Genomic DNA, 25149 nt, shown 5'->3' on the forward strand with positions numbered 1-25149 from the left:
CCCGAGTCGACAAACTTACGTTCCCGTTGTAGACAACGGATCGCAATTGGCAACCCGCGGCAGATCGTGGCGACGCGGGACAGCCCCGGATCTTCTACAGATACTTCGCCAACGCTCCACCGCGCGCGGCGATCGCATCGACTCGCTTGACGATCTCGGGATCTTCGATCAACGGCGGCGCGTGGTGCGGTTTGACGCGTGCGTCGATCACCAGCGATCCCTCGCAGCCCCAGTGCTTGTCGGCGACAAACGCTCCGATTCCATAGCTATCCGCCGCGGGATTGCTGCGAGTGAACGTCGTCCAGACAAAATTGTTGATCGTTCGCGCGCTGAAGTCGCTATCGTCGGCAACGATCACCAACGGGAAGCGATTGATCGGCGAGTGGACGTCCATGCGATCGGTCAACAGCGCATCCAACCGCGGCCCCGACGCCGACGCGGCCGGACCTTGGATGATCAGGATTCCTGGAGCCGCAACTTTCGGCTGGCCAAACCCTTCGGGCAGATGCAGGTCGCCCTCGATCGATGTCGGCAGCTGGCGAACGACGGGGCCAACCGCTGCGATCACAACTTTCGATCCGCGATTGAGTCCCGATCCAGAGTAGTCCAACGTGTCGATGGTCGTTTGTGTTTGGAAGTGCAGATCGCGACGCCAATCGACTCGCTGCAACATATGCTGCAAAAAGCCCGAGACGTCGTGGATGTCGAGTTCCGTGTTGTCGTAGTGGTTTGCGATCCAGAGGTATTTAGCAAGCGACAGCTGACCGTTACCGAGAACAGCGTTGGCCTGCGTCAGCAATTCCTGCGGCTCGCTCGCTCCACTCATCGGCATGTACCGCTCGCTACCGATCGCCAGCAGCAGCGGATGGACGCCCGAAGCATCGACCGCGTGAACCGCCTTGATCCCCGGCAAGACCGTCGGGATCACGGGGCCGGTCAGATCGTGGATCAGTTCGCCGAAGGTCGTATCCTCTTGCGGAGGCCGGCCGACGACGGTCAGCGGCCAGACGGCGTCGTTGCGATGATAGACACGCTCCACATTAAGGACCGGGAAATCGTGCCGCAAGCTGTAATAGCCCAGGTGATCGCCAAACGGACCCTCCGGCTTTTGACGCGTCGGATCGATCGTGCCGACGATGGCAAAGTCGGCGTCGGCGTAGATCGGCGCATGCCCCGGGCCGGTGACCATCGGAATCCGGTGCCCCGCCAAAGCGCCGGCAAAGGTTAGTTCGGACAGCCCCTCGGGCAACGGCATCACGGCGGAAAGGGTCATCGAAGGAGCACCACCCACGGTGACGACGACGCGAAACGGGCGACCGTTCTCCAGCGCTGCGCGATGATGGACTCCGATCCCACGATGGATCTGGTAGTGCATCCCGACTTCGGTCTGAGGATCGTAATCGTTCCCCGACAACTGAACCCGGTACATCCCCAGGTTTGTCTCTTGCAGGCTGGCCCCTTCGGCCGGTTGGCTGAGCACCTGTGGCAGCGTGACAAACGCACCGCCATCATCGGGCCACGATTTCAGCTGCGGCAGTTCGGGCAGAGCGATCGAATTCTGCATCACCGCACCGCTTCGGCAACGGCGCGGCAACATCGTCAGTGCGGCCAACGGGACGCTGGGGTAACGCCAAAACTGCTTCGCCGCCAACGAGGGATCGATCTTCAATTCGATCAATTTGCGAACGCGGTCGATCGTGTGGCGAAACAGATAACGAGCCTGGTCCAGCGATCCGAACAGGTTGCTGACCATCGGAAACCGGCAACCGGTCACGCTGGTAAACAGTACCGCCGGCCCGCCGCTGAGGTAGACGCGACGCTGGATCTCCGCCAGTTCGAGGTTGGCGTCGACCGGATGCTCGTAACGGATCAAACGCCCGCCAGCGGCGAGGTCGTCGACTGCTTGTCGGGTGCTGCGATGTTTCATTTGCCTGGAGGGGGAAGGCTGGAGAGAGGGGCAGGCGAGGTTCCAGAGCGTGCCCCGGGACTGGATTCCGCGCAGAGAGCGCGTTGAAAAAACTAAACCGCGTGCCGGGTCAATCGTTCACGGATCGGAGCGGGTATTTCGATCGAGGCGAGTTGATGGCGGGCGTCGATTCGGCAGCAGACGGCGACGATTTCGCCAACAGCAACGACGCGATCGGCGATCCGAAACTCATGCCGATAGCGAACGCTTTTGCTGCCCAGATGAACGACAGCGACCGAGATATCGATGATGTCTTCGAACCGCACCGCTCCCTTGTAATCGCAGGTCGCCGAGACGCGCGGCCAACCGATCGTCGTTTCGCCATCGGGCTGCATCACGCTCAACCCAACGGAACGCAGCATCTCGTGCTCGGCCTGTTCCATGTAGGTAAAAAAGGCCGAGAAGTGCATGATGCCGGCGGCGTCGGTGTCGCGAAACTCGATGCGGCGTCGGGTCTGGTAGGGGCTGCTCATCGTCGATCCTGCCGGTGGGTCGGTTCACGGTTGCGGGTGGTCGGCGCACGAAAAAAGAGCCGTATCGAATGCATACGACTCTTCGTTGTCTTGTCTTTCGCGGGGGCGCCCGATGATCGGGAGCTTATTCGCCTACGAATGGCAACAGGGCCATGAAGCGAGCGCGTTTGACAGCTTGCGTTACAGCGTGTTGGCTGGTCGCCGAACATCCGCTCTTGCGGCGTCCAACAATCTTTCCGTGACGATTGACCAACCGACGCAGAAGTTCCACATCCTTGTAATCGACGTACATCGGACGTGGCCGAGTGCCATCGACGAACAGTGGATCTTGCTTCTTCTGACGGGAGCGGACACGCGATCGCTTGCGTGCTCGGCTCCGGGTACTCATTGGTCGTGCAGCCATGGAAAATGTTAAATTTTGTTGGATTGTGGAGATTTGAAATTCGGACTGCCGCGCGCAGCAAACCACATACAGACGGACGATTATGACAAGCTGTGTGAATTCTGCAAGTGCAAATCACGTCGGCATGCGGCTCTAATATAGCCACATCACCCCCAAATCGCGCGGGGCAGCGGTGGTTTCCCCCGCCAATCGTCCTGTGACGGCGCAAACCGACAACTATAATTGTCGTCTCCCCCACCCCCAAACCTTACAACTCCCCTGAAAAAACAGCCATGAAGCGAGTTTTGACCCCACTGGCCTGCGCCGTCCTGCTCGCCTGCCAAGTCGCCTCGGCCGCCGATCGCCCCAACATCATGGTCTTGATCAGCGATGATGTTTCCTGGCCCCACGCGTCGGCTTATGGATCCAAAATGGTCTCCACGCCAGCGTTTGACGCGATCGCCAAGCAGGGCGTGCTGTTCAACAACGCGATCTGCCCCAGCCCCGGTTGCAGTCCCTCGCGAGCCGCGTTTTTGACAGGCCGCCAGACCTGGATGATCGAACACGCGGGAACCCATGCCAGTTACTTCAGCCCCGAATACGAGACGTTTCCGATCCGATTAGCCGACGCCGGCTACTTCGTCGGCCACACCGGAAAAGGCTGGGCGCCGGGCGACTGGAAAACGCTCGGCGGCAAGCGCGATCCGTGTGGCCCCAAATTTCAAGCCAAGCCGGCCAAGGGTGAATCGCGTTACGCCGCCGGTTTTCGCAGCTTTCTCGAACAGCGACCCGATGGCCAACCGTTCTGTTTCTGGTTCGGCAGCACCGACGCTCACCGACCTTACAAGTTCGGTTCGGGCCTCGCGAAAGGGATGAAGTTGGAAGAAGCGGAGGTGCCCGGATACCTGCCCGATTCCCCAGAGATCCGCAGCGATCTGCTCGACTACGCGTTTGAAGCCGAACGCTTCGACGACGATTGCGCGACGATGATGCAGATGATCCGCGACGCGGGGGAATTTGAGAACACGATCTTCATCGTCACCAGCGACAACGGCATGCCGTTTCCACGCGCCAAAGCCAACTGTTACGAGCACGGCATCCATGTTCCGCTGGCGATCTCATGGCCGGGGCATTTCCCGGCGGGGCGGACCAGCGACGACCTCGTGGGATTCGTCGACATCGCCGCGACGATCTACGAAGCGAGTGGCGTCGTGCCGCCACCGGCCAAGCCGCTCTCGGGCAAAAGCATGCTAGCGATGCTGCAGTCCCAAAAATCGGGGATCATCGAACCGCAGCGGACCGAGGTCTTCAGCGCTCGCGAGCGCCATTCCTCGTCGCGTTTCAATTCGCTCGGCTACCCACAGCGAGCGATCCGCACGCATCAGTACCTCTATATCCGCAACTTCCGCCCCGAGCGGCTGCCGGCCGGACCGGCTCAGAAATATGACAGCGTCACCTACGATGCCGCCGGCAAACCTGTCGATGCCCAACTGGGGGACGCCCATGGCGGATATCACGACATCGATGCCTGTCCCTCTTTGGACTTTTTGATCGAAAAACGGGACGATCCGAAGTTTGGAAAGTTCCTGGGTCTGTCGGTCGACCTGCGACCGAGGGAGGAGCTGTTCGACATCCAGAGGGATCCCGATTGCTTGCACAACCTAGCGACCGACCCCGAGTTCGAGAGCGTCCGCAAGGATCTTCACAAACGTCTGACGCAGCATCTCGAAACGACTGGCGACGCGCGACAGATCGACGGCGGCGATATCTGGGAAATGTATCCCCGCGTCAGCCCGCTGCGTTGGTTCCCCGAGCCGCAGTGGGCCAAGGAGCATCTGGACCGCGTGCCGATCCAAGGCTGGGTGGAAGAACGCCGCCCGCGCTGATCCCCGCAGGGGGGGGCAGGCAGAGGTAACACGGCGTCTTCTCGTTTAACCGCAATACCGTTCAACGAAGGCGCGTCGGACCGTCGCAAGAATTAGCGGCGGGATGTAGTGGACGAGGTTACGAGACCCAGCGATTTGGTCTGATGCATGCAGAAGGACTCGTAGCCTCCTGTCGATTACCCACAAGTCATTGGTCTGGTCCGAAGGCTTGCCAGCAGAGGGCGAAGTCGAGCATTCGCCGCGTGCCTCGCCAGATCACTTCGGCTCCCGGCGGACCGTCGCCTTCGCGGTGATTGTAGCCGCCAAGGGTCGCAAGGACCGGGATGAATTGTGACAGCTCAGGAGCTTGCTTTGGGGGAGCCGTCTTTTCCACCACTTTCCAGACCGACTTCCATTCCGCTTCGCTGAAGACGACATCACAGGGAAGCTCTGGACACTCGCGGCCTAAGAAGGTCACAAACATGATCCGCCATGCGATCACTTTGTAAAACATCAACGCGCGGATCAGTCGGTCTCTCGCTTCGAGTTGAATCTCTTCGACCCGGCAGCCAGTTTTGAAAACTCGAAAGAATACTTCGATTGGCCAACGAGCCACATACAAATCCACAATCCGCAGCGTCTGGGCAATCGTGTCGACCGGCAGAGAACTCAGTAACAGCCAGTCGACTTCGGTTCCGTCGCCTGGGCCATCGATCTCGCGCACCCAAACGACACTGATCTCGACCGGCGGCATCGAAGACTGCTTGTTGTGTGGCGCACGAAGAGTCATCCGCTTCGCTCGAATTTCTAACTTCGCAGTGCGTGCTTCACGGCCGGGGTGTTGTTTGTTTCCTGATCCTTTGGTTCGCTTGGGCGTTTGGGGAAGCTGGACTTCGCGGTAAGCGACCGGCTGGGCGGATGCGATTTCGGCACGCATTTTCCTATAAGCCGCAGGCCCGCCATCGGGGTCTTTCTCCGGCAACGAGCGTTTTCGCTGCGAGCGAATGACGAACTGAGCCGGTGTTTCATGCTGATCGGCTTCGACGAAAATGTCGTAGATGTCTCCTTCGCGATCGGCCAGCGAAACGATCTGAGTTTCAGGACATTTCCCGGCGATCTCGCAGGCCTTGCGATAACCATCGAGCCATCGTTGCCCTTCGCCGGTGTGTAGGGGTTGGCCTTCTCGCTTCTTGCTGGTGCCGAGCGTTTCTTTGTCGCGATCGTAGAACTTAACACCGACCACCCCGAGACAAAGTTTCTCTGGAGTGAAGGCGATGTGGGAATGATCGTAAAGTCCACGGCGGCCTAAGCGATCGAGATTACGGACGCCTTCGGGCGGATGCGCGGTGTAGTCCAGTTCGGTGGTATCTTGTGCGATACAAACGGTGTCTTGGGCTTTGATTCGTTGGAGTGTCTTTTCAGCGTGAGCCCCGAGAATGGCTTCGGGATCGACGTTGGGGTTATCGAATAGACGGTAGGCGGCTTTGGTTTCGTCCCAGCCACTGCAAGCTTCGTTGATACTGGCCGAAGGGTTGGCCGCCAGCGAGGCGAGCAACGCTTCGGCTCGATCGTTGAGACGTTTGTCTCCAAGTTGAATATCTTGAAATTCGTATGCGATACTGGTCGGTTGCATGCTTTCACCTTAAGATTTCATTGTGCAAAATGAAATACTACAAGCGCAAATACCGTGCCAAAACGAGCTGTTTTTGCGACGACTTGTGGGTAATCAGCAGCTCGTAGCCTCGTCCACTACGCTTCGTTGAACGGCATTGCGTTTAACCGCGTGGGCAACGCCCCGCGCGTCGATTGGCCAGGTGCGAGGTGGCCTGTTTTTTGGGGGCCTGTTTTTTTGGGGCCCCTCAAACGGTCAGAAAAGCCGCAGAGGCGGCGATCGCATAAAGCCTGCGGCGCAAGCCGCCGGACAACAAGACACAACAAGACAAAGCCCCGGCAGGGGCGACAGCATTCCGACCTGTCGCCCCTACCGTGGCTTTGGGTCTTAGGCGACAACCACAATACCTGCGGCTCGCGCCGCAGGCTTTATGCGGCCGCCGCAACTGCGGCTTCGTGCATGCATTCACTCCACGGCTCTCGTTTCCTGCGGCTCGCGCCGCAGGCTTTATGCGGCCGCCGCTTCCGCGGCTTCGTGCATGCATTCACTCCACGGCTTTCGTTTCCTGAGGCTCGCGCCGCAGGCTTTATGCGGCCGCCGCTACTGCGGCTTCGTGCGTGCATTCACTCCTCGGCTCGCGTTTTCTGCGGCTCGCGCCGCAGGCTTTATGCGGCCGCCGCTTCCGCGGCTTCGTGCATGCATTCACTCCACGGCTTTCGTTTCCTGAGGCTCGCGCCGCAGGCTTTATGCGGCCGCCGCATCCGCGGCTTCGTGCATGCATTCACTTCACGGCTTTCGGTTCCTGAGGCTCGCGCCACAGGCTTTATGCGATCGCCACTACCGCGGCTTCGTGCATGCATTCACTTCACGGCTCGCGTTGTCCTGCGGCTCGTGCCACAGGCTTTATGCGGCCGCCGCATCCGCGGCTTCGTGCACGCATTCACTCCACGGCTCGCGTTTCCTGTGGCTCGCGCCCTGTCAGTTATACGCAAGTCGCAGAGAACGGCGAAAGCAAGGGGCGAAAGGGACAGGCACATTCCTGGCACGCCTGGCGCGGGCCGAAGGTCCAGCAATTTGCATAGCCCAGCCTGCAGGGCTGGGTATCAGCCGACGGCGCCCGGTTTCATTTCACAACAGGCGAAGGGGCAACGTCCCGGGGTGGGGGGGGACAATCGACCGGGCCTACAGCCCAACCATGTCAATCATGTCAATCATCGCCGCTAGAACCCAGGCCGATGGCCTGGGCTATGCAAACGGTCGAGCCTGCGGCCCTGACTCGGATGAATACGATGTGGAACGGTCTGCGACGAACGAAAGACTTCCCACTGGCCTGGCAAGCGTTCGGTCGCGATAACTCACCATGACTTACGTATAACTGACAGGGCTCGCGCCGCAGGCTTTATGCGATCGCCGCATCCGCGGCTAAGCCCCGTTCGCGCGGTCGGCTGAAGCCTTTACTCCAGCGCGGCACGCGGGGGAATGCGGCGAAATGCAACGCGACCTGCTCAGTACCCGAAGCCGGCTCGCAATACGAAGGTATCGTTGTTGTCGATATCGTCGGGTGAGTAGCGGTAGTCGAGCTCGCGGTCGAAGACAAAACCGGCTTCGAAAAATCCGATCCGGCGGCCCGATTTAATCAGGTCGCTGCGGCCCCATTCGAGCCCTATCATCACGCGGATGTCGTTAATGTCGATCGAATCCTCGGCGCCGTCGGCTCGAGTCACGGTCCAGCTGCCGCCGCCATATTCGGCTGACAGGTACCACCAAATATCCTGCGTCCCCACGGTCGTCAGATAATGCGACAGCTTGGGAAGCGGAAAGAAGATATCCCAGCGGGAATGAGGCGTCGGCTGCCAGAGGAAACCGCCGGCTGGGATAATTTTGACCTCGTTTCGATCGATGTAATAAACCCCCAGCTTGAGCGTCGTTGCGGGCGTGATCCTCAGCTTCGCCAGCGCCTGGCCCATGATCCGAAAACTTTTGTCGTTAAACGTTTCGAAATCGGTGAATACCCCGGTGCGAAGCCCTAGCTCGGTTCCAAACATCAAGTTCGGATCGCTCTGCCAGCCGACGTCGATAAACGCACTGTAAGCCTTCGACGGCAGATCGGCACCGGTGGAACTATTGGGTCCCTGCCATTGGTGCAGCGAAAACGAAGGCAAAATGTACAGAGGTTGAAAGCTGCCCAGAAAATTCGGCCAGTTGAGGGCGAGCGAAAAATCGCTGTCCAGAATATCCAACGATTCGGGAGAGTTATTGCCGCTGACCCAGGCTTGCCGAAACCGCGGGCCCTGCAGGAACTGAAACGATCCTTGCCCCGCGTCGAACATCGATCCCGATGGATTCCAGCCCTGCATGTTGGGGGCGGGAACATTCCAATTCAGCCCGCCTGGAAACAGTACCGGCGGAGCGGTGCCAGGATAAACCGACGACGGATAGGCTCCTCCCGCCTGGCCCAGCGGAGCGCTTGCTCCCTGAGTTGGGTAAGGGGATGGATAGGGCGACGGAGCGGGGGCGGCCCCGTAAGGCGAAGCCGGTTGAGCTCCGTAGGGCGTTGGCGTCGTTGGGTACCCGATCGGACCGGCGGTTGGCGCGGGGTTGTACGCGCCGCCAAAAAATCCCGACATCGGGTTGTTGTTCGGTTGAGCTTGATAGGGATCGAACTGAGGCGGCCCCAGCGAAGCGGCTGGCGGTGCGATCGGTTGCGTATTGGGGGGCAGCGTCGGCGCGACGGTTTGCGGATACGGCGGACTCTGCAACGCGTTGGCGGAGGTCGAGGGAACCGGAACAAGATTTGTGCTGGGAACGCCAGCCGAACCACCAAAGTTGGGGTTGGTGCGCAGCAGACTATCTTGGGCGAATCCCCAATTTATTGACAGAATCGCTAAAATCGCGACTCCCAACATCCGATAAGTTCCGATACGGGACAATCCCATCTCCCTCGCTTCACGATCGCGCAACACATGCTGCAGCCATCGCGGGTGGTAACTTTCGGGAGGACTGCCCGTCAAGGGCAATCAGGCGGGCAGCGTCCCCATCGCGCGCATCATCATCTGCATGTCCTGCCAGACCGCCCCCTTCATCTTTGCATTGCGAAGCAAATACGATGGGTGGTAGGTGACGACGACCTTGCTGCCGTGGTAGTTGTGAAAACGGCCTCGCATCCTGCCGATCGAGGGAGCCGATTGAAGCAGCGATTGAGCGGCAAACAGCCCCAAACAGACGATATATTCGGGCTGAATAATCTCCAGCTGGGCCTCGAAGAAGGGGCGGCAATTTTTCAGCTCGTCCGGCAACGGATTGCGATTCCCCGGCGGCCGGCATTTGAGCGTGTTCATAATATAGACTTCATCGCGCGATAATTTTGTCGCTTCGATGATCTTCGTCAGCAGTTGCCCCGCTCGGCCGACAAACGGAATCCCCTCGCGATCCTCGTCCGCTCCCGGCGCTTCGCCAAAGAAAACGACGCGGGCCTGAGCGTGCCCGGCTCCAAAGACCGTCTGCTTCCGCGTGCAAGCCAATTCGTGGCACAGCGTGCACTGTGCGACCTGCTGCCCCCAATGGTCCAGCGACGCCTGGCGATCGGCGATCGGCAGCGAGGCGGTCCGATAAATCGTCGGCCCCGGTGCAGCGGCAGCTGGTTGCGGTCGCGCCGCAGGAGCCGGTGTCTGAGGGGCCGCAGTGGGAGGTGTCGCCGCAGGCTGCGGAGGCGCAGCCGCGGGCGGGGCGGCAGCCGGTAGAGCGGCAACTGGCGCAGCTGGGGCCGCCGCAGGCGGTGCTGCCGCGGGAGTTGCTGCCGCAGCGGGTTGGGCAAGCCCCTCGGGGGTGGCACTCGCTGCGGCGGAAGGCTCGGCGGCGACGGGTGCTGGCTGCGCAACGCTAGCCCACAGCGTGGTGGTCCATTGTTCGGCGCGCCCCGGATCGGCGGCGGGCAGATACTCCACCCCCACCCGCTGCAAATGCGTCAGCAGCTGCCCGACACCCACGCGAATCTCGTGGGGATCGGGGAGGTTCAAGTTTGCAGAGGGGACTTCGTTCATTCGTCGACTCGTCGCGTGCTATCGAGCGTTCCCACGATCTCACCAACCGTGGCGGCTCCCAATTCCTGCAGGGCGGCTGGCAATTCGTCGATCAACCTCGTCGAGACCTGCGGATCGTAATAATTCGCAGTGCCGATCTGGACCGCAGTCGCTCCGGTCACCAAAAACTCCATCACATCATCGATCGTGGCGATCCCACCGATGCCGATGATCGGGACGTCGGTCACCGAGCGGACCTGTTGCACGCAGCGGAGCGCGACCGGTTTGATCGCCGGACCGCTCAGCCCCCCCATCACGTTCCCCAGCATCGGACGGCGGCGACGCCAATCGACAGCCATTCCCAGCACGGTGTTGATCAAACAAACGCCATCAGCTCCGCCCTCTGCCGCGGCGCAAGCCACATCGGCGATCCGCGTCACGTTTGGGGTCAACTTGGCCAAGATCGGCACATCGCAGCCGGCTCGCGTCGCGGCGACCAAGCGATGGCAGGCGTCCGGATCGGTCCCAAAATCGACGCCGCCAGAAACGTTGGGGCACGAAACGTTTAACTCCACCGCCGCGATCTGCCCGGTCTGGCCGACGCGATGCGCCAGTTGGACAAACTCCTCTTCGGTCCGGCCTGCGATACTGACGATGATCGACGTCCCGATCGAAGCCAGGTAGGGGAGATGATGCTCCATAAAAGCATCGATCCCATCGTTGTCCAAACCGATCGAATTCAGCAGACCGGCGGAGGTTTCGACGGTCCGCCAGGGTGCGTTTCCGACCCGCGGCTGGGCGGTAATCGTTTTTGGCAGAATGCCTCCCAACCGCGAGCAATCGACGAGACGAGCCATCTCGCGGGCGTATCCAAACGTTCCCGAGGCGACCATGATCGGATTGGATAGGGCCAATCGGCCTATCTGAACGGAAAGATCAGTCAATGCAGTGAGGTCCCATATTCGAAGGTTGGATTTCAGCAGGGCAAAGCATAACACATTGCCCCCGGGATCGTCGCGGAGGGCAGTCGGTAGGCCAGGGCAAATCACGGCTAGGACTGGGGGAATACTGGGGAACCCGACGCATAAGCGAGGAATTCACACGGCACCTCGCTTACGCGTCGGGCTACCCAATTCCTGAGACGCTGCCGTTTGAAACAGCGGTTCACCCTGGACTGGCAGGCTGGAAACCGGCGGAGATCGGGCGATTTTTGGGGGTGTACCCCGCAGCAGCGATGCGAAGCTTGCAGAGCGCCCAATCGGCGGCTCCGCGGAGCGCATTTCGCTTGCAATTTTGCTTCGCCTGACGACAGTGGTACGGAATTCGATTTCCGCAGCGCCACGGCCTGCAATTTAGCAAACCGAGGGCGCTGAGCAAATCGAAGGGATCGCGGCGAAATTCACCAGGTTTTGTCCGCACGAACCGATTGGGCGGCTTGAGGACTAGCAGGGGTTCGCTAGCATCAAGGGTGCTCCTCGATCGGCCGATGAAGGGGTTGTGCATGATCGAACGAACGCATGCCGGTCGGCTTTTGCCCCGCGAAAGTGCGTTCGTCCGATGCGACGATCGCAACGCGAAAACCAAACATCGTTGAAATACCCGCGGATATCCGCTGTGCGAAACACTGAAGAACTCTTTGTTTGACCGAAGGTGTCGATCGCGGCACCTATCCTTCGCAAGATCACTCCAACCGAAACGACAGGCGTTTTCATGACCAACCCACGTGTAAAGCAGCTCTTCGAGGCCGCTCCGGCGATCCTGCCGTCGCTGCTGCAATGCGATTTTGGCAACCTGGAACGCGAGGTCCGGCGGCTCGAAGACGACGGTTGCCAAGGACTGCACCTGGATGTCATGGATGGCGTCTTTGTCCCCAATATCTCCTACGGAATGCCGATCGTCGACGCCATTCGCAAGTTGACCGATCTGCCGCTGGATGTCCATTTGATGATCCAGGATCCAGGGAAATATGCACAAGCGTTCAGTGACGCCGGTGCCGACCTACTGACATTCCATGTCGAAGCGGTTGACGAAATCGCGCCGGTGATAGACAACGTGCGTTCCTTGAACATGGGGACTGGTCTGGTTTTGAATCCGGGAACCGCGATCGACGCGGTCACCCCCTTTCTCGATCAGATCGACGTAGTCCTGGTGATGAGCGTGGACGCCGGTTTTGGCGGACAAGCTTTTAACCCCGTTGCAATCGACAAACTGAAAGCGTTGCGAGCCATCAAGCCGGACCTGATCCTCGAGATCGACGGTGGCGTGAATCTCGAAACGATTGGCAGCTGTCGCGAGGCCGGAGCGGATCTGTTTGTAGTTGGTTCGGCGATCTTTCGCAGTTCGGATTACGCGGCCGCGTTGGACCGCCTGAGAGCGGAAGTGCAACGCCATGATCCTCACTCGAGTTAGCAGGATAGTATGTTAAGCATTCTACTGGTTCGTCCTGGTGCTACCGATTTCGACGATCAACGTCGAATCAAAGGTTCGTTGGATATGCCATTAAGCGAGTGTGGACGCCAGCAGGTGCGGCGCACCGCGCAGGACGTTGCGACGTTCCAACTGCAGGCGGTCTATTCGGCGCCCTGTGAATCGGCACTAACCACGTCGGCAGAATTGATTGCTGGACGCGATATCCGCGTTAAAGCGATCCCTAATTTCCGTAACATCGACCACGGTCTATGGCACGGAAAATTGGTCGACGACGTCCGTCGACAACAGCCGCGACTGTACCGCCAGGGGGAGGAATATCCGAACCTGATCTGCCCTCCCGAGGGCGAGACGGTCGAAGAGGCCAAACAACGCGTCTTCAAGGCGCTGCGTAAAGTCATCAAGAAGCATCGCGATGGCGCGATCGCACTTGTGATCCCCGATCCACTAGCGAGCGTCGTCCACTGCATCCTCAGTGGCGAAGGCCCCAAGAGTTTGTGGTTGTCGGAAGTCGACACCGGCAACTGGGAACTGATCGAACTGGAGAGTCTAGAGCTTCGCGAACCCGCGTTGGTCTAAGCTTCGCCCGGCCCAATCCAACTGGCAGCCCGTCTCACGCGCTGCCGTTGGTTTTGCACTGGATCCATTTCTCGACCTGCTCGGTCATCGAGCGGGTTCGTTGGACGAGGTCGTCCAGATGCGCAACCGCTTCTTCGGTCTTCCCCTCCCGCGCCAATCGCTCGATCTCGGCGGAGAGTTCGACAACGTCCTCGAACTGAACAACCCGCGCGGATCCTTTTAGAGTGTGAGCGCCGCGGGTCAAGACGCGTTGATCTCCGTTCGCCGCCGACGTCTGCAGCGTGCGAATCAACTCGGGCGCTTCGACGACCAAGGCCTTCGCGATCACCAGCGCATCCTGCTCGCTATATTCGCTGCACAAGTGCTCCAACCCCGCGTGCGACGCATCGGCTTCGATCACCGTATCGACTTGTGCTGCCGACTGCTCGCGGCCACCCACCGCCGACACATCATCGGAATGGACCGCCACCGATGATGGCATCGCAGGCTGCGTGTGGCTCCAGATCCGCGAATCGCTGGTATCTCCCTTGCCGCCGTTGGTCCCCAGCACCCGCGTCACCTCCAACACCAAACTCTCCTGCGTCACCGGCTTGGAGATATAGCCATCCATGCCGGCGTCGAAACAACGCTGGCGATCCCCTTTCATCGCCGCAGCCGTCATTGCGATGATCGGAAGATGGCGTTTGCTGCCCGCCTCGGTTGCCCGAATCGCAACCGTCGCTTTGATCCCGTCCATCACTGGCATCTGGACATCCATCAAGACCACGTCGTAAGCCTGCTGCGTCACCTGCTGGACCGCTTCGCCGCCATGAGTCGCGACGTCGACGTCGCACTTCAAACGCCGCAGCAGTCCCAACGCGACCTGGCGATTGACCAGGCTGTCCTCGACCAACAGTACCCGCAAGCGTTTTCCCGCAGCCGTCGTCAGCTTCACCTGCGTCGAATCATCGACCGGTTGCGGCGCGATCCCCAGCAACCGATGCAACAACAGTTCCCGCAGCCGGCGATGCCCGACCGGTTTACTGAGATGATCGATCCCCTCCTGCGCCCACCAATCGATTTGCGTCGGCGTATACGCGCCGTGCATCATCACCACCGGAAGTTTCGCACATCCGGGCTGCTGGCGAATTTTGGTCACACACTGGCGAGCCGGCATGTCTTCCAGCGTGTTATCCAACAGAACGATCGACACCGCGTGGTCCGCCAACATTCCGATCGCTTGCTGGCCATCGTGAGCGCGACGCGTCGACAGCCCCCACGATTCCAGCATCTCGCAAACCGCCGCCAGGCTGCGCGGATGGTCGTCGACCACCAGCACACAAAAGTCTGTATCCTGCAACGGATCGGCGACGCTCGGCTGCTGCAGATATCGCATCGGCATCGTGACGCGAAACCGCGATCCCTGCCCGACTTGGCTCTTCAGTTCGATCTTTCCATCCATCGCCTCGACCAACTGCGACGAGATCGACAGCCCCAACCCGGTCCCACCAAACTCACGCGTCGTCGAACTGTCGGCCTGACGGAACGCTTCGAAGATATGTTCCTGATTGGTCGCCGCGATCCCCACGCCCGTGTCGTTGACATCGATCCGCAGCTCCACCTTGGCAAACTCGATCTCTCGCGCGGTGATCTCGATAAAGACATGCCCGCGATTGGTGAACTTGATCGCATTGCCGATCAGATTGAACAGAATCTGACGCAGCCGCCCCGGATCGCTAACCATCCGCACGGGAACATCCGGAGCGATCCGGCAGATCAATTCCAGATCCTTATCGAACCCACGCGCCGCCAGCGTGGCGACGGTGGAATCGACGCATTCGCGGAAATCGAAAGGGACTTTTTCAAGCGACAGCATCCCCGCTTCGATCTTCGAAAAATCGAGGATGTCGTTCAGCAGTTGCAGCAACCACTGCGCACACTGCTGCATCGCCATCAACTGACTCTGCTGTTCCGCGTTCAGGTCGCCCGATTCCAACAGCTGTGCCATCCCCAGGATGCCATTCATCGGCGTGCGAATCTCGTGGCTCATATTCGCCAAGAACTGGCTCTTCGATCGGTTCGCCTTTTCCGCCAGATCGCGGGCGTCGACCAACTGCAACTGGACCTCCTTCCGCGTGTCGATCTCCTTTTGCAGCTCGCCGGTCCGCAGCAGCACCCGATCCTCCAGATCGTGTTCGGTCCTCGTCACCGCATCGGCCAGCTTGTTGAACGCATCGCCCAACGCCGCGATTTCGTCGTCCGAATCGACCTCCGCTCGCAGCTCGCGATGCCCCGATGCAAACTGGCTGACGACTCGCGTCAACCGATCCAACGGAGCGGTGAAGCGACGCGCCAACCACTGAGTCGCCGTCCAGACCACGACCAACAGGATCGCTTGCCAGACAAACATCAACTTGGCCAACCGGTAGACCGGCGCATAGGCTTCGGCGACGTTGATCTTGACGACCATCCCCCAGTCGCGAACGCCAGGCTGCAGATTGATCGGCTGGAACGTCGCCAGCACCAGGTCGTCGGCTAGCTGCGTTTGAACCGCTTCGACACTCGACTGGCCATCGATCGCTCGCTTCATCACCGTCGCCTGAGCGATCGTCGCGGGGCGAGGGACCGCGGAGGGAAAGAAGTACTTCAGCTGGTCGCCGTGGAGCGACGCGACCATGATATCTCCCGTGACTCCCAGACCGTTGTGGTCGCGAATCAATTGCCGCAGCGCCGTCATCTCGCTAACGACAAACAACACGCCGACGACGCGATCCGACGCGTTGGTCACCGGAGCGGTCAGATGGGAGAGCAGCGTCTGGTCACGCTCCACCGGAGCCGCGACAAACGGCCCCTCCAGACCATGCAGGAAGCTTTCGCTCTTGGAAAAATCCTTGCCCAGCTGACCGGGATCGGTGCTGGCGATCACCTTGCCTCCGGTATCGGTCAGCCAAGCATCGACGATATCGGCAAACTGCTCTTTCGATTCGGCCAGCAACTCTTCGACCGCCACCGCATGTTTGGCGGGATCGCGAGGTCGATTCAGCGTCTCCGCCTTCAATCGATAACGATCGGCGTAATGCTGAATGCGAACCCGCTGTTGAGCGACGTAGTCCGAGAAGATGTGATGCCGCGTCGAAGCGACGATTCGCAAACGCTCGTGCACCTGCTGGCGGACGATCTCGCGGCTCAAGAAGAACCCGACCAGCGACATCACCAGCGTCACACCAACAAGAAGAACCGTCACAAACAGACAGACCTTGCGAGCGATCGAACCGGGACGCTGCTTCGATGCGGTTGCAAGCTTGGTCATGTAACTTTTTCTAGCCCACTCGGTGAATTGCCTTCCTGAGCACCTGGCATTGCCACCACCCCAGGTCCTCGACCACGCTTCAGCCCACGACTCGCCGACTCACAACCGCCAACCAAAGCCTTCGCACCAGGTGCGGAAGAGGCGACAAGGTGGTCGACGAAATGCGAGTTGCCCACGACAGAGCTGGCATAAACGCGTGGTAACAAGAGGTACCGATTCCGGAACCCATCTGGCCTGATTCTAACAGTTGGGAAGTCGGGCCGTCTAGCAAACGTATACAGCGCTCCCGCCCGCCAAGTGTTTGTGCTGAAGCAAATCAGCCGCCACGCGTTAGCGTCCGCTTCCCTTGGACAACGCCGCGCGAGCGTCTGCCGGCGGATACTTCAATGGAAACAAGGCTTTGCCCGAGACAGCTCCCCCGGTGGAGCGGCGTTTCTGGAATGCGGTCGCCAGCGGCCACCCCGGTCGCGCGATCGCGACACGTTTTGGACCGCTGCCTAGGGCCCTCGATTCGCCGCAATCCCTTGGAATATCACATGCCACAACGCAACCGCTCGCGTTATACTGTTCTCATTCAACGACCTCAGGAACCCCACCATGCGACTCAAGCTTACCTGCCTCTTTCTTGCCCTTACTATCTGCTGCGGTTTCGCCGACAATTCGACTGCGGATGAGAACGCAAGCCTTCAGCCCGAAGATCGAATCGCACTGATCGGCGGGACCTGGGTCGAACGGATGCAGCAAAACGGCTACTTTGAAACCGCGTTGCAAACCCTGGCACCTCAGAAAAAGCTGGTCGTCCGCAATCTTGGCTGGTCGGGTGACAACGCCCGCGCCGAAGCTCGTGCAGTCTTTGGCAGCCCCCAGGAGGGCTACGCTCGTCTGCAGCGAGACCTCGCCGCCGCCAATCCAACGGTCGTCGTCGTCGGCTACGGATTTGCTGAAGCGATCAATGGCATGGAAGCTGCCGAACGCTTCCCCGCCGACCTGGCTCGGCTGCTGGACGACCAAGCCGCCGCGGGCGTGCGAGTCGTGTTGCTGCAACCGTTTCACATGCCCGGCGTGCTGACCCCCGATTACGACGCCGCCGATCAAAGCGTTCGCCAAACGATCGCCCAGGCGGCTCAAGAGCGCAAGCTGCCGCTGATCGATCTGGCCCCCTGGGTCTCCGACGCCGACTTCGACAACGGCCTGCATCTGACCGAACAGGGCTATCAACAGCTGGGCGATCGGCTCGCTCGCGAACTGCTGCACCAAGCCGCAGCCCCCGCGATCGACTACACCGCGGCCAAAACGAAGGCTCTCCGCGACAAAGTGATCGAAAAGAACCAGCTGTTCTTCCATCGCTACCGTCCGCAAAACGAGACCTATCTGTTCCTGTTCCGCAAACACGAACAAGGGAACAACGCCGTCGATATCCCTCGTTTCGATCCATTGATCGAAGCCCTCGACGGCGAGATCCAACAAGCCGCCGGGGAATAGCCGCTTGCTGGCGGTTGCTCCTCGCGCCACGCCTCCCCGCGCCGCGACCGATCGGCCTACAATGAATCGTCCGCACGGGGCGGATCCCACCAACGCATTCTTGAAGGACTGAAATATGCACCTCCCTCGCTACGCTACCGGTCTGCTTGCGGCCAGCCTGCTGCTGTCGCCAGCAACCCTGTCGATCGCCGATGATCCCCACGTCGCTAAATCCAAACCGGCCGACGGCAAACCAGCTGCCACGGCTGACGTCGCCTCGCCACATCACGCTGCGGCGACGGCGGACCAGGAAAAACTGGATCCCAAGGAAGCGGCCGCTAAAGAGGCAGAGTGGTTGACCGGCACGCGGCAACTGACCTTCAGCGGCCGTCGTTCGGGCGAGGGCTATTACAGCGCCGACGGCTCGCAAATGGTCTTTCAGAGCGAACGCGAACCGGGAAATCCGTTCTACCAAATCTATCTCTTAGACCTCGAGACGGGCGATCTCGATCGCGTCTCTCCCGGCACGGGCAAGACGACTTGCGCCTGGATCCATCCCGACGGGAAGCGCGTCCTGTTTTCATCGACTCAAAACGACCCCGCTGCCAAGACGAAACAAGACGAAGAGATCGCGATCCGCGAATCGGGGAAACAGCGACGCTACAGCTGGGATTACGATCCGCAATACGAGCTGATGGCGTGGAATCGCGAAACCGAAGAATACACACAATTGACCGACGCCGAGGGCTACGACGCCGAAGCCAGTTATTCGCCCGACGGCAAACAGATCGTCTTCGCCTCCAACCGCATCGCGTACGAGAGGGAACTGACGCCGAAAGAGGCCAAGCTGTTTAAGCTGGATCCGGCTGCGATGATGGACCTCTACATCGCCAATGCCGACGGATCGAACGTGCGTCGCTTAACCGACACTTTAGGATACGATGGCGGCCCGTTCTTCTCGCCCGATGGCAAGCGGATCTGTTTCCGGCGGTTCTCCGAAAACGGAGCCACTGCCGAAGTCATGACGATCGGGATCGATGGATCCGACCCGCAACAGCTGACCAACATGAAAGCGATGAGCTGGGCCCCGTACTACCATCCTTCGGGCGACTACCTGATCTTCACGACCAACCTGCATGGGTTTGGAAATTTCGAGCTCTACCTGATCGATGCGGCTGGTAAATCCGAACCGGTTCGCGTCACCTACACCGACGGATTTGATGGCCTGCCCGTCTTCTCGCCCGACGGCAAACAGCTCTCCTGGTCGACCAATCGCACCGCCAGCGGCAACACGCAGATCTACACCGCCGCCTGGAACGACGCGCGAGCTCGCAAGCTGCTGGGGCTCGACGCATCGCAGACCGTCGACACGCAAGATGCCGAGGAACTTGGCCGCCAAGCCGCCAGCCAATCGCACGCCGACTTCAAACCGTCGGACATCATGCGGCACGTCGATTACCTGTGCCGCCGCGAACTGGGCGGCCGTTTGACCGGCACGCCGGGCGAAAAAGCGGCCACCGCGTACGTCGCTGCCTATCTGGAAAACCTGGGCGTCAAGCCAGCGGGAGCCGACGGCAGCTTCTTCCAAAACTTTGAATTCACCGCCGGCGTCGAACTGGGCGAAGGCAATTCGCTGACCGTAGGTGACGAGTCGTTTAAAGTCGGAACCGATTGGCAACCACTGGCGTTTTCGAAAACCGGCGAATTCGAACCGGCCAACATCGTCTTCGCCGGTTACGGCGTCGTCGCTCCCGGTTCGGAGGAGCATCCCGTTCAGGACGCTTACGTCCACCTGGATGTCGAAGACAAATGGGTGATGGTCTTCCGCCATCTGCCCGCCGACATCTCCGCCGAAAAGCGACAGCACTGGTCGGCCTACAGCAGCCTGCGATTCAAGGCGATGGTCGCTCGCGATCGCGGCGCCCGCGGCTTGATCGTCGTCAGCGGCCCGACCAGCAAGGTCCGCGAACAATTGGTGCCGTTGCGTTTCGATGGCTCGCTGTCGGGAACCAGCCTGGGCGTGATCAGCATCACCGATGCGATGGCGGCGAAGATCGTCAAAGCTGCCGGCGAGGAGCTGGCGGAACTTCAAAAGGAACTCGATTCGGGTGAGCCCGCGATGGGATTCGATCTCGGCGAAGCGAAGTTGACAGCCAAGATCGACGTTCAAAAGCAACAGCGAGTCGGCCGCAACGTGATCGGTCGCTTGCAAGTTGGCGACGCGCCCAGCGACCAAGCGATCTTGATCGGTGCCCACATCGATCACCTGGGAACCGGCGCCTCGGGAAACAGCCTCGCTCGCGACGATGAACGCAACGGAGTTCATGTCGGTGCCGACGACAATGCCAGCGGCGTCGCGGCGATGTTGGAAGTCGCTCAATATCTGACCGATCTACAACGTCGAGGCAAGCTGCCCGCCAAGCGAGACATCTTGTTAGCCGCGTGGTCGGGTGAAGAGCTGGGACTGCTGGGTTCCGACGCCTTCGCCGACAAGTTCTACGATCTCTATCCGCAAGTCCCCGCCCCCGAAGGTCATCCGCCGCTCTCCTTGTATCCCGCGTTGTCTGCCTGCCTGAACATGGACATGGTCGGCCGCCTGCGTGAGAAACTGGTCCTGCAAGGGATCGGTTCCTCGCCCGTGTGGAACGGCGAAATCGAGCGTCGCAACGCTCCGGTCGGTCTCGCGTTGACCTTGCAATCGGATACCTACCTGCCAACCGATGCGAGCACCTTCTATATGCGTGGCGTTCCGATCCTGTCGGCGTTCACCGGGTCGCACAGCGAATATCACACGCCGCGCGATACGCCCGACACCTTGAATTACGAAGGGGCAGCGCAAACGGCGCGGCTGATGGGGCTGATCGCTCGTTCGCTGGCGACCGCCGACGACGCTCCCGAATACACCAAGCACACCGCGCCGCAACAACAGGTCCGGGCGCAGATGCGTGCCTATTTGGGAACGATCCCCGATTACGCCGCCGGCGATGTCAAAGGGGTGATGCTGAGTGGCGCTTCGGAGAATGGACCGGCAGCCAAAGCGGGAGTCCGCGGCGGCGACCTGATCATCGAACTGGCCGGACGTAAAATCGAGAACATCTACGATTACACGTACGCCATCGAAGCGCTCAAGATCGGCGAAGAGGTGCCGATTACGGTGCGACGCGGCGACAAAGAGGTGAAGCTGAAAGTGACTCCCGGATCGCGCGATTGATCTGCGTCGCCGACAGTTTCCCGCCGCTGAACGCTCACGGGGCGTCAGCGGCGGATCGAGCGCGGTGGAGACTACGATTCGAGGATATCGAGTCGCTGCTTCAACTGAGCGACCTCTTCGGACAGCCGAGCGATCTCGTCGCGCATCGATTGCAATTCGTCGTTCGCCGGAGCGACGGCAGCCGCAGCAGGAGCTGGCGTCGCGGGTTGCGAGGCGACAGCAACCGGCTGGGGCGACGGCGAACTACTGTCTCCGGTGATCTTCTTTCTCAGGTGGGCCAGATCGGCGTCGGGGTAGAGGTTGTGAGTGAACAACTGACCGCGGCCTGGCGGCGTGAGCGCGACGATTAAGTTCTTGTCTAGCAACATCTGCAGAACCGGTTGCAGCGCCGCGAGATCTTGAAACGGTTCCATCCGCGAGGCTCGCGTCCGCAATTCGCCGGCGGTCTGTTCGCCGCGGAGCAGCAATTCGGTCAGGACCGCGATCTCGGGTCCTTTGACATCGAACCAGTCGTAGGCCGTGTGGCGATATTTTGGGACGCGGCCGCTCCCTTGGACTTCGACCGCGACACCAACGCTTCGCAAACGATCCAACGACAGATCGACATCGTCGTCGTTCAGCTGCATCTGCGGTGCGCGATTGCTCTTCTGATTGCAGCCGGCGGTCAACGAGGCGAGCGTGATCGGATAGTTATCGGGAGTCGTCTTCGCCTTTTCGATCAACACGCCCAAAACACGGCGTTCGGTCGTCCCCAGCGGCTTCCATTTCGGAGCGGCCGATTCTTGATCCACGTCCATTCTGCAGTTCTCATCGTTTTATAAGGGTGGTTCGTCTAGCCGATGCACAGCCGCCAGAGTATGTCGCCGAGGAAGATCACGGCAAGCCCGGATCAAACCAGAAAACCGTTCACGACGCGGCAAACGTTACGACTGCTAAAACCCGCACGCAGCGCATCATTGAATCATTTCACGGAATGATCAAGGGCGAAATTCCACCCGCGGCGCCCCCACTTCCAGATGAATGCTAGGCTTCACCCGACCGACTCAGCAAACGCGTCGGAAATTATCAGATCCCACTCGCCCGCCGGGGCCGCTGAAGCGGCAGCCTCGACACGGCGTTCAGCGCTTCGAAGCTAAACTTTACAAGGTCACCGCATGTCCAAATCAACACGTCGGAAGTCGAATTTCGTCGATCCCGAAACACAGCTCTCGCTGCTCAAGCGAATCACCCTTCACTGGTGCTCCTTCATCGCCGCCAACAGCGTGGCATTGGTCATCTGGTTGATGCTGTTCGAACAGGAACCGGGAGCATCGTGGGGCGAGACGGGCAATCTGTTCATGCAGCGCTACGCACCGTTCCTGATCATTTCGGCGGCGATGTTGCCGATCTTCCTGCGCGACACGATGCGATTGAGCAACCGATTCGCCGGACCGATTCAACGCCTGCGAAGAGCGATGGAGGCGGTCGCCGAAGGATCGCACGTCAAACCGATCAGCTTCCGCAAAGGGGACTTTTTGCAAGACCTCGCGAGCGATTTCAACCTCGTGTTGGCGCGATACCAAAAATCTCAGAGCGATTCCGCGACACGTGTTGTGAAATCGGAGCAGAACGAAACGCAGGTTTCGGCAGCTGAAATCGAATCCGAATCACCCGTAAGTGTTTAACAAGGCACCCCTACGATGATCCAACAGTCCCCCATTCAACGACCTCGCGCGAAGTCGCGTCGCGGCACCGCGATCGTCGAATTTGCCGTCTGCCTGCCGCTGCTTGCGCTGCTGGTCTTCGGCACGATCGAAGCCGCCAGCCGGATCTTCCTGAAGCAAACGCTCAGCATCTCGGCTTATGAAGCGGCTCGGCAAGCGATCCGTGTCGGATCGACCACCGAAAATTCAAAAGCCAGTGGCGATTCGATCCTGACGGCTCGCAAGGTCAAGGGATCCCAGATCGTCTTTTCGCCAGCCGACATCACCAACGCCAGTCGCGGCGAATTGATCTCCGTCTCGGTCTCCGCGCCGACCCGAGACAACAGCCAGGTACTCGGCAAGTTCATCGCCGACAAAACGATCACAGCAACCGTCGTGATGGTGAAAGAGTGAGCCGCCTTGGCCGCGCTCTCCACACTGCAAGGATTAATCGCATGACTCAACAGACAACTCAATCGGCTCGCCGACGCCAGACACCAGCCCAGCGGCGACGCGGTGCGATGATGATATTTGTCGCGGTGCTAATGATCGCTTTTCTAGCGACGGTTGTATTTTCGATCGACCTCGCTCACATGCATCTGACGCGTACGCAATTGCGTTCGGCGACCGATGCCGCAGCCAAAGCCGCCGCTCAAGAGCTGTCGGCGACTCAAGACCGCGGCGCAGCGCGGCGTCAAGCGAAAGCGATCGCCGGGCAAAACCTGGTTGCCGGCAAACCGCTGCTGCTGAACAACGCCGACATCAAATTCGGACGGTCCATCGCCGATCCGCAAAGCGGCAAGTTCGTGTTCGATACCGCGGGCACTCCGATCAACAGCATTCAGATCCACGGCGACCGCTCCAAAGGCTCCGCCTCGGGAAGCGTCAAGCTGCTGTTTGGTGGGATCTTCGGCGTCGAAGATTTCCAACCCGAACAGGAAGCGACGGCAACATTCCTGGAACGCGATGTCGTGCTGGTCGTCGACCGCAGCGGTTCGATGTTTGGCCAGAAAGCAAACGACCTTAAAAACGCGATCAACATCTTCGTCAACACGCTCTCGGGAACTCCGGTCGACGAAGTCGTCGGACTCGCCTCCTACTCCAACACCGCCACCGCCGACGTGGCGTTGACGACGTCGCTTGGACAGATCACCACCGCGATGAATTCGATGCGGTTCTCTGGAACAACAAGCATTTCGGCGGGGATGAGCGCCGGTGGTGCAATCCTCAGCGGAGGCCGCAACACCGATTTCGTCGAACGAACGATGATCGTGATGACCGACGGCATCCACAACGCCGGCCGCGATCCGCAGATCGACGCGCAGATCCTCGCCAACCAAGGTGTCTTTATCCATACGATCACGTTTGGTGCGGGAGCTGACATCGCGCGGATGAAGCGGATCGCAACAACCGGCCGCGGCAAACACTTCCACGCCGCCAACGGTGCCCAATTAATCGAGATCTATCGCGAAATCGCGCTCACCCTCAGCACCTTGATCACGAAATAGCCATGAACAACAACCAACCCCACCGACGCCAACCGATCGTTTTCCGCAGCCCACGCTCGCGGCGCGGTGCGGTAGCGGTTGAATTCGCATTGACCGCGGGGATCGCGATCGCGTTCTTCTTCGCATCGTTCGAATTCTGCCGCGTCGCGATGATTCGGCACACGGTCGACAACGCGGTCTACGAAGCCGCGCGAACCGGGATCGTTCCCGGCGCGACCAGCAACGAAGTCCGAACCAAAGCCAACGAGATCCTGGCGACGATCGGAATCACCAACGCGAACGTCAAGGTAACGCCGGCCAACATCAGCAGCGCCGCGACGAACCTGACCGTCGACATCACCGTGCCGATCGAAAAGAACGCGTTTGGCGCGTCGCTGTTTTTCAAGGGCAAAAGCGTCCAACGCGCTCTGACGATGGCCCGCGAAACCGCTCAATAACCGGATTTCGGAAGCGGCTCTCCGGCTGCCTTCTCTCTCAAACCGCCGCCACGGCGAGTGATCGGTTCGCCGTTCAACTTGCCCTCTCTCTCGGCGCGGTCGCTCGCTGCGAATCGACAGCATCCTCTCCCGCCAGCAAGCGAATCCGACTCAACGACCTATCGGTCCCGGAGTTCGCTGCGCGCTGCGCCGACCGCCCGACTAATCGGAACAACCGGAAATCTTTGCCCAACGGGCC

General features: G+C 60.1%; 18 protein-coding genes. 9 read left to right on the top strand and 9 right to left on the bottom strand.

Annotated features, from left to right (window positions below; translation table 11 throughout):
- Positions 1 to 94 precede the first annotated feature (94 nt).
- The 3 genes from CA51_RS23555 to rpsR all read right to left on the bottom strand — a co-directional run bounded on the left by CA51_RS23555 (position 95) and on the right by rpsR (position 2827).
- Positions 95 to 1927 (bottom strand): UbiD family decarboxylase, encoded by a 1833-nt coding sequence (locus CA51_RS23555; RefSeq protein WP_145123582.1) that lies wholly within the window; start codon positions 1925 to 1927, stop codon positions 95 to 97.
- Positions 1928 to 2019: 92 nt separating this feature from the next.
- Positions 2020 to 2439, bottom strand: coding sequence for an acyl-CoA thioesterase (locus tag CA51_RS23560; protein ID WP_145123583.1), 420 nt, complete (start codon positions 2437 to 2439; stop codon positions 2020 to 2022).
- Between the two features lie 124 nt (positions 2440 to 2563).
- Positions 2564 to 2827: a 30S ribosomal protein S18 gene (gene rpsR / locus CA51_RS26300; RefSeq protein ID WP_145100815.1), complete on the bottom strand. Its 264-nt coding sequence runs from the start codon at positions 2825 to 2827 to the stop codon at positions 2564 to 2566.
- Between the two features lie 287 nt (positions 2828 to 3114).
- Here rpsR and CA51_RS23570 point away from each other — a divergent pair, with 287 nt between their 5' ends.
- Entirely contained in the window at positions 3115 to 4707 is a 1593-nt protein-coding gene (locus tag CA51_RS23570; RefSeq protein ID WP_145123584.1) for a sulfatase family protein, read from the top strand.
- A 187-nt stretch (positions 4708 to 4894) separates the two neighbouring features.
- Here the strand turns inward: CA51_RS23570 and CA51_RS23575 are convergent, their stop codons facing one another.
- The 4 genes from CA51_RS23575 to CA51_RS23590 form a co-directional block, all read right to left on the bottom strand.
- Positions 4895 to 6319, bottom strand: a complete 1425-nt coding sequence (locus tag CA51_RS23575; RefSeq protein WP_145123585.1) for an IS4 family transposase — start codon at positions 6317 to 6319, stop codon at positions 4895 to 4897.
- Positions 6320 to 7803: 1484 nt separating this feature from the next.
- Complete coding sequence (locus CA51_RS23580; protein ID WP_145123586.1) at positions 7804 to 9228, bottom strand: hypothetical protein; 1425 nt, start codon at positions 9226 to 9228, stop codon at positions 7804 to 7806.
- A gap of 87 nt (positions 9229 to 9315) precedes the next feature.
- The gene (locus tag CA51_RS23585; protein WP_145123587.1) at positions 9316 to 10338 is read right to left on the bottom strand and encodes a uracil-DNA glycosylase; all 1023 of its coding nucleotides are present in this window, start codon (positions 10336 to 10338) and stop codon (positions 9316 to 9318) included.
- Positions 10335 to 11261: a dihydroorotate dehydrogenase gene (locus tag CA51_RS23590; protein WP_145123588.1), complete on the bottom strand. Its 927-nt coding sequence runs from the start codon at positions 11259 to 11261 to the stop codon at positions 10335 to 10337. The genes CA51_RS23585 and CA51_RS23590 overlap by 4 nt, the downstream gene beginning before the upstream one ends.
- Positions 11262 to 12027: 766 nt before the next feature.
- On the opposite strand from CA51_RS23590, the gene rpe reads away from it, so the two are divergent.
- Positions 12028 to 12726: a ribulose-phosphate 3-epimerase gene (gene rpe / locus CA51_RS23595; RefSeq protein WP_145123589.1), complete on the top strand. Its 699-nt coding sequence runs from the start codon at positions 12028 to 12030 to the stop codon at positions 12724 to 12726.
- A 9-nt stretch (positions 12727 to 12735) separates the two neighbouring features.
- Positions 12736 to 13323: a histidine phosphatase family protein gene (locus CA51_RS23600; protein ID WP_145123590.1), complete on the top strand. Its 588-nt coding sequence runs from the start codon at positions 12736 to 12738 to the stop codon at positions 13321 to 13323.
- A gap of 34 nt (positions 13324 to 13357) precedes the next feature.
- Here the strand turns inward: CA51_RS23600 and CA51_RS23605 are convergent, their stop codons facing one another.
- Complete coding sequence (locus tag CA51_RS23605) at positions 13358 to 16612, bottom strand: response regulator (protein WP_145123591.1); 3255 nt, start codon at positions 16610 to 16612, stop codon at positions 13358 to 13360.
- Positions 16613 to 17209: 597 nt separating this feature from the next.
- Between CA51_RS23605 and CA51_RS23610 the strand changes: the two genes are divergently transcribed.
- Entirely contained in the window at positions 17210 to 18094 is an 885-nt protein-coding gene (locus tag CA51_RS23610) for a GDSL-type esterase/lipase family protein (RefSeq protein WP_145123592.1), read from the top strand.
- A 115-nt stretch (positions 18095 to 18209) separates the two neighbouring features.
- Positions 18210 to 21284, top strand: a complete 3075-nt coding sequence (locus CA51_RS23615; protein WP_145123593.1) for a M28 family peptidase — start codon at positions 18210 to 18212, stop codon at positions 21282 to 21284.
- Between the two features lie 71 nt (positions 21285 to 21355).
- On the opposite strand, the gene CA51_RS23620 is transcribed toward CA51_RS23615, so the two are convergent.
- The gene (locus CA51_RS23620; RefSeq protein WP_145123594.1) at positions 21356 to 22081 is read right to left on the bottom strand and encodes a YceH family protein; all 726 of its coding nucleotides are present in this window, start codon (positions 22079 to 22081) and stop codon (positions 21356 to 21358) included.
- Between the two features lie 357 nt (positions 22082 to 22438).
- Between CA51_RS23620 and CA51_RS23625 the strand changes: the two genes are divergently transcribed.
- The 4 genes from CA51_RS23625 to CA51_RS23640 are packed head-to-tail and all read left to right on the top strand — an operon-like array spanning position 22439 to position 24911.
- Positions 22439 to 22948: a hypothetical protein gene (locus tag CA51_RS23625; RefSeq protein WP_145123595.1), complete on the top strand. Its 510-nt coding sequence runs from the start codon at positions 22439 to 22441 to the stop codon at positions 22946 to 22948.
- Positions 22949 to 22963: 15 nt separating this feature from the next.
- A complete protein-coding gene (locus CA51_RS23630) occupies positions 22964 to 23380 on the top strand; it encodes a TadE/TadG family type IV pilus assembly protein (RefSeq protein WP_145123596.1) in 417 nt (138 codons plus the stop codon).
- A 41-nt stretch (positions 23381 to 23421) separates the two neighbouring features.
- Complete coding sequence (locus CA51_RS23635) at positions 23422 to 24474, top strand: vWA domain-containing protein (protein WP_231745861.1); 1053 nt, start codon at positions 23422 to 23424, stop codon at positions 24472 to 24474.
- 2 nt (positions 24475 to 24476) lie between these two features.
- Complete coding sequence (locus CA51_RS23640) at positions 24477 to 24911, top strand: TadE/TadG family type IV pilus assembly protein (protein WP_145123597.1); 435 nt, start codon at positions 24477 to 24479, stop codon at positions 24909 to 24911.
- The last annotated feature ends 238 nt before the right edge of the window (positions 24912 to 25149 follow it).

Origin of the sequence: Rosistilla oblonga (genome assembly GCF_007751715.1) — a bacterium.
GTDB lineage: Bacteria > Planctomycetota > Planctomycetia > Pirellulales > Pirellulaceae > Rosistilla > Rosistilla oblonga.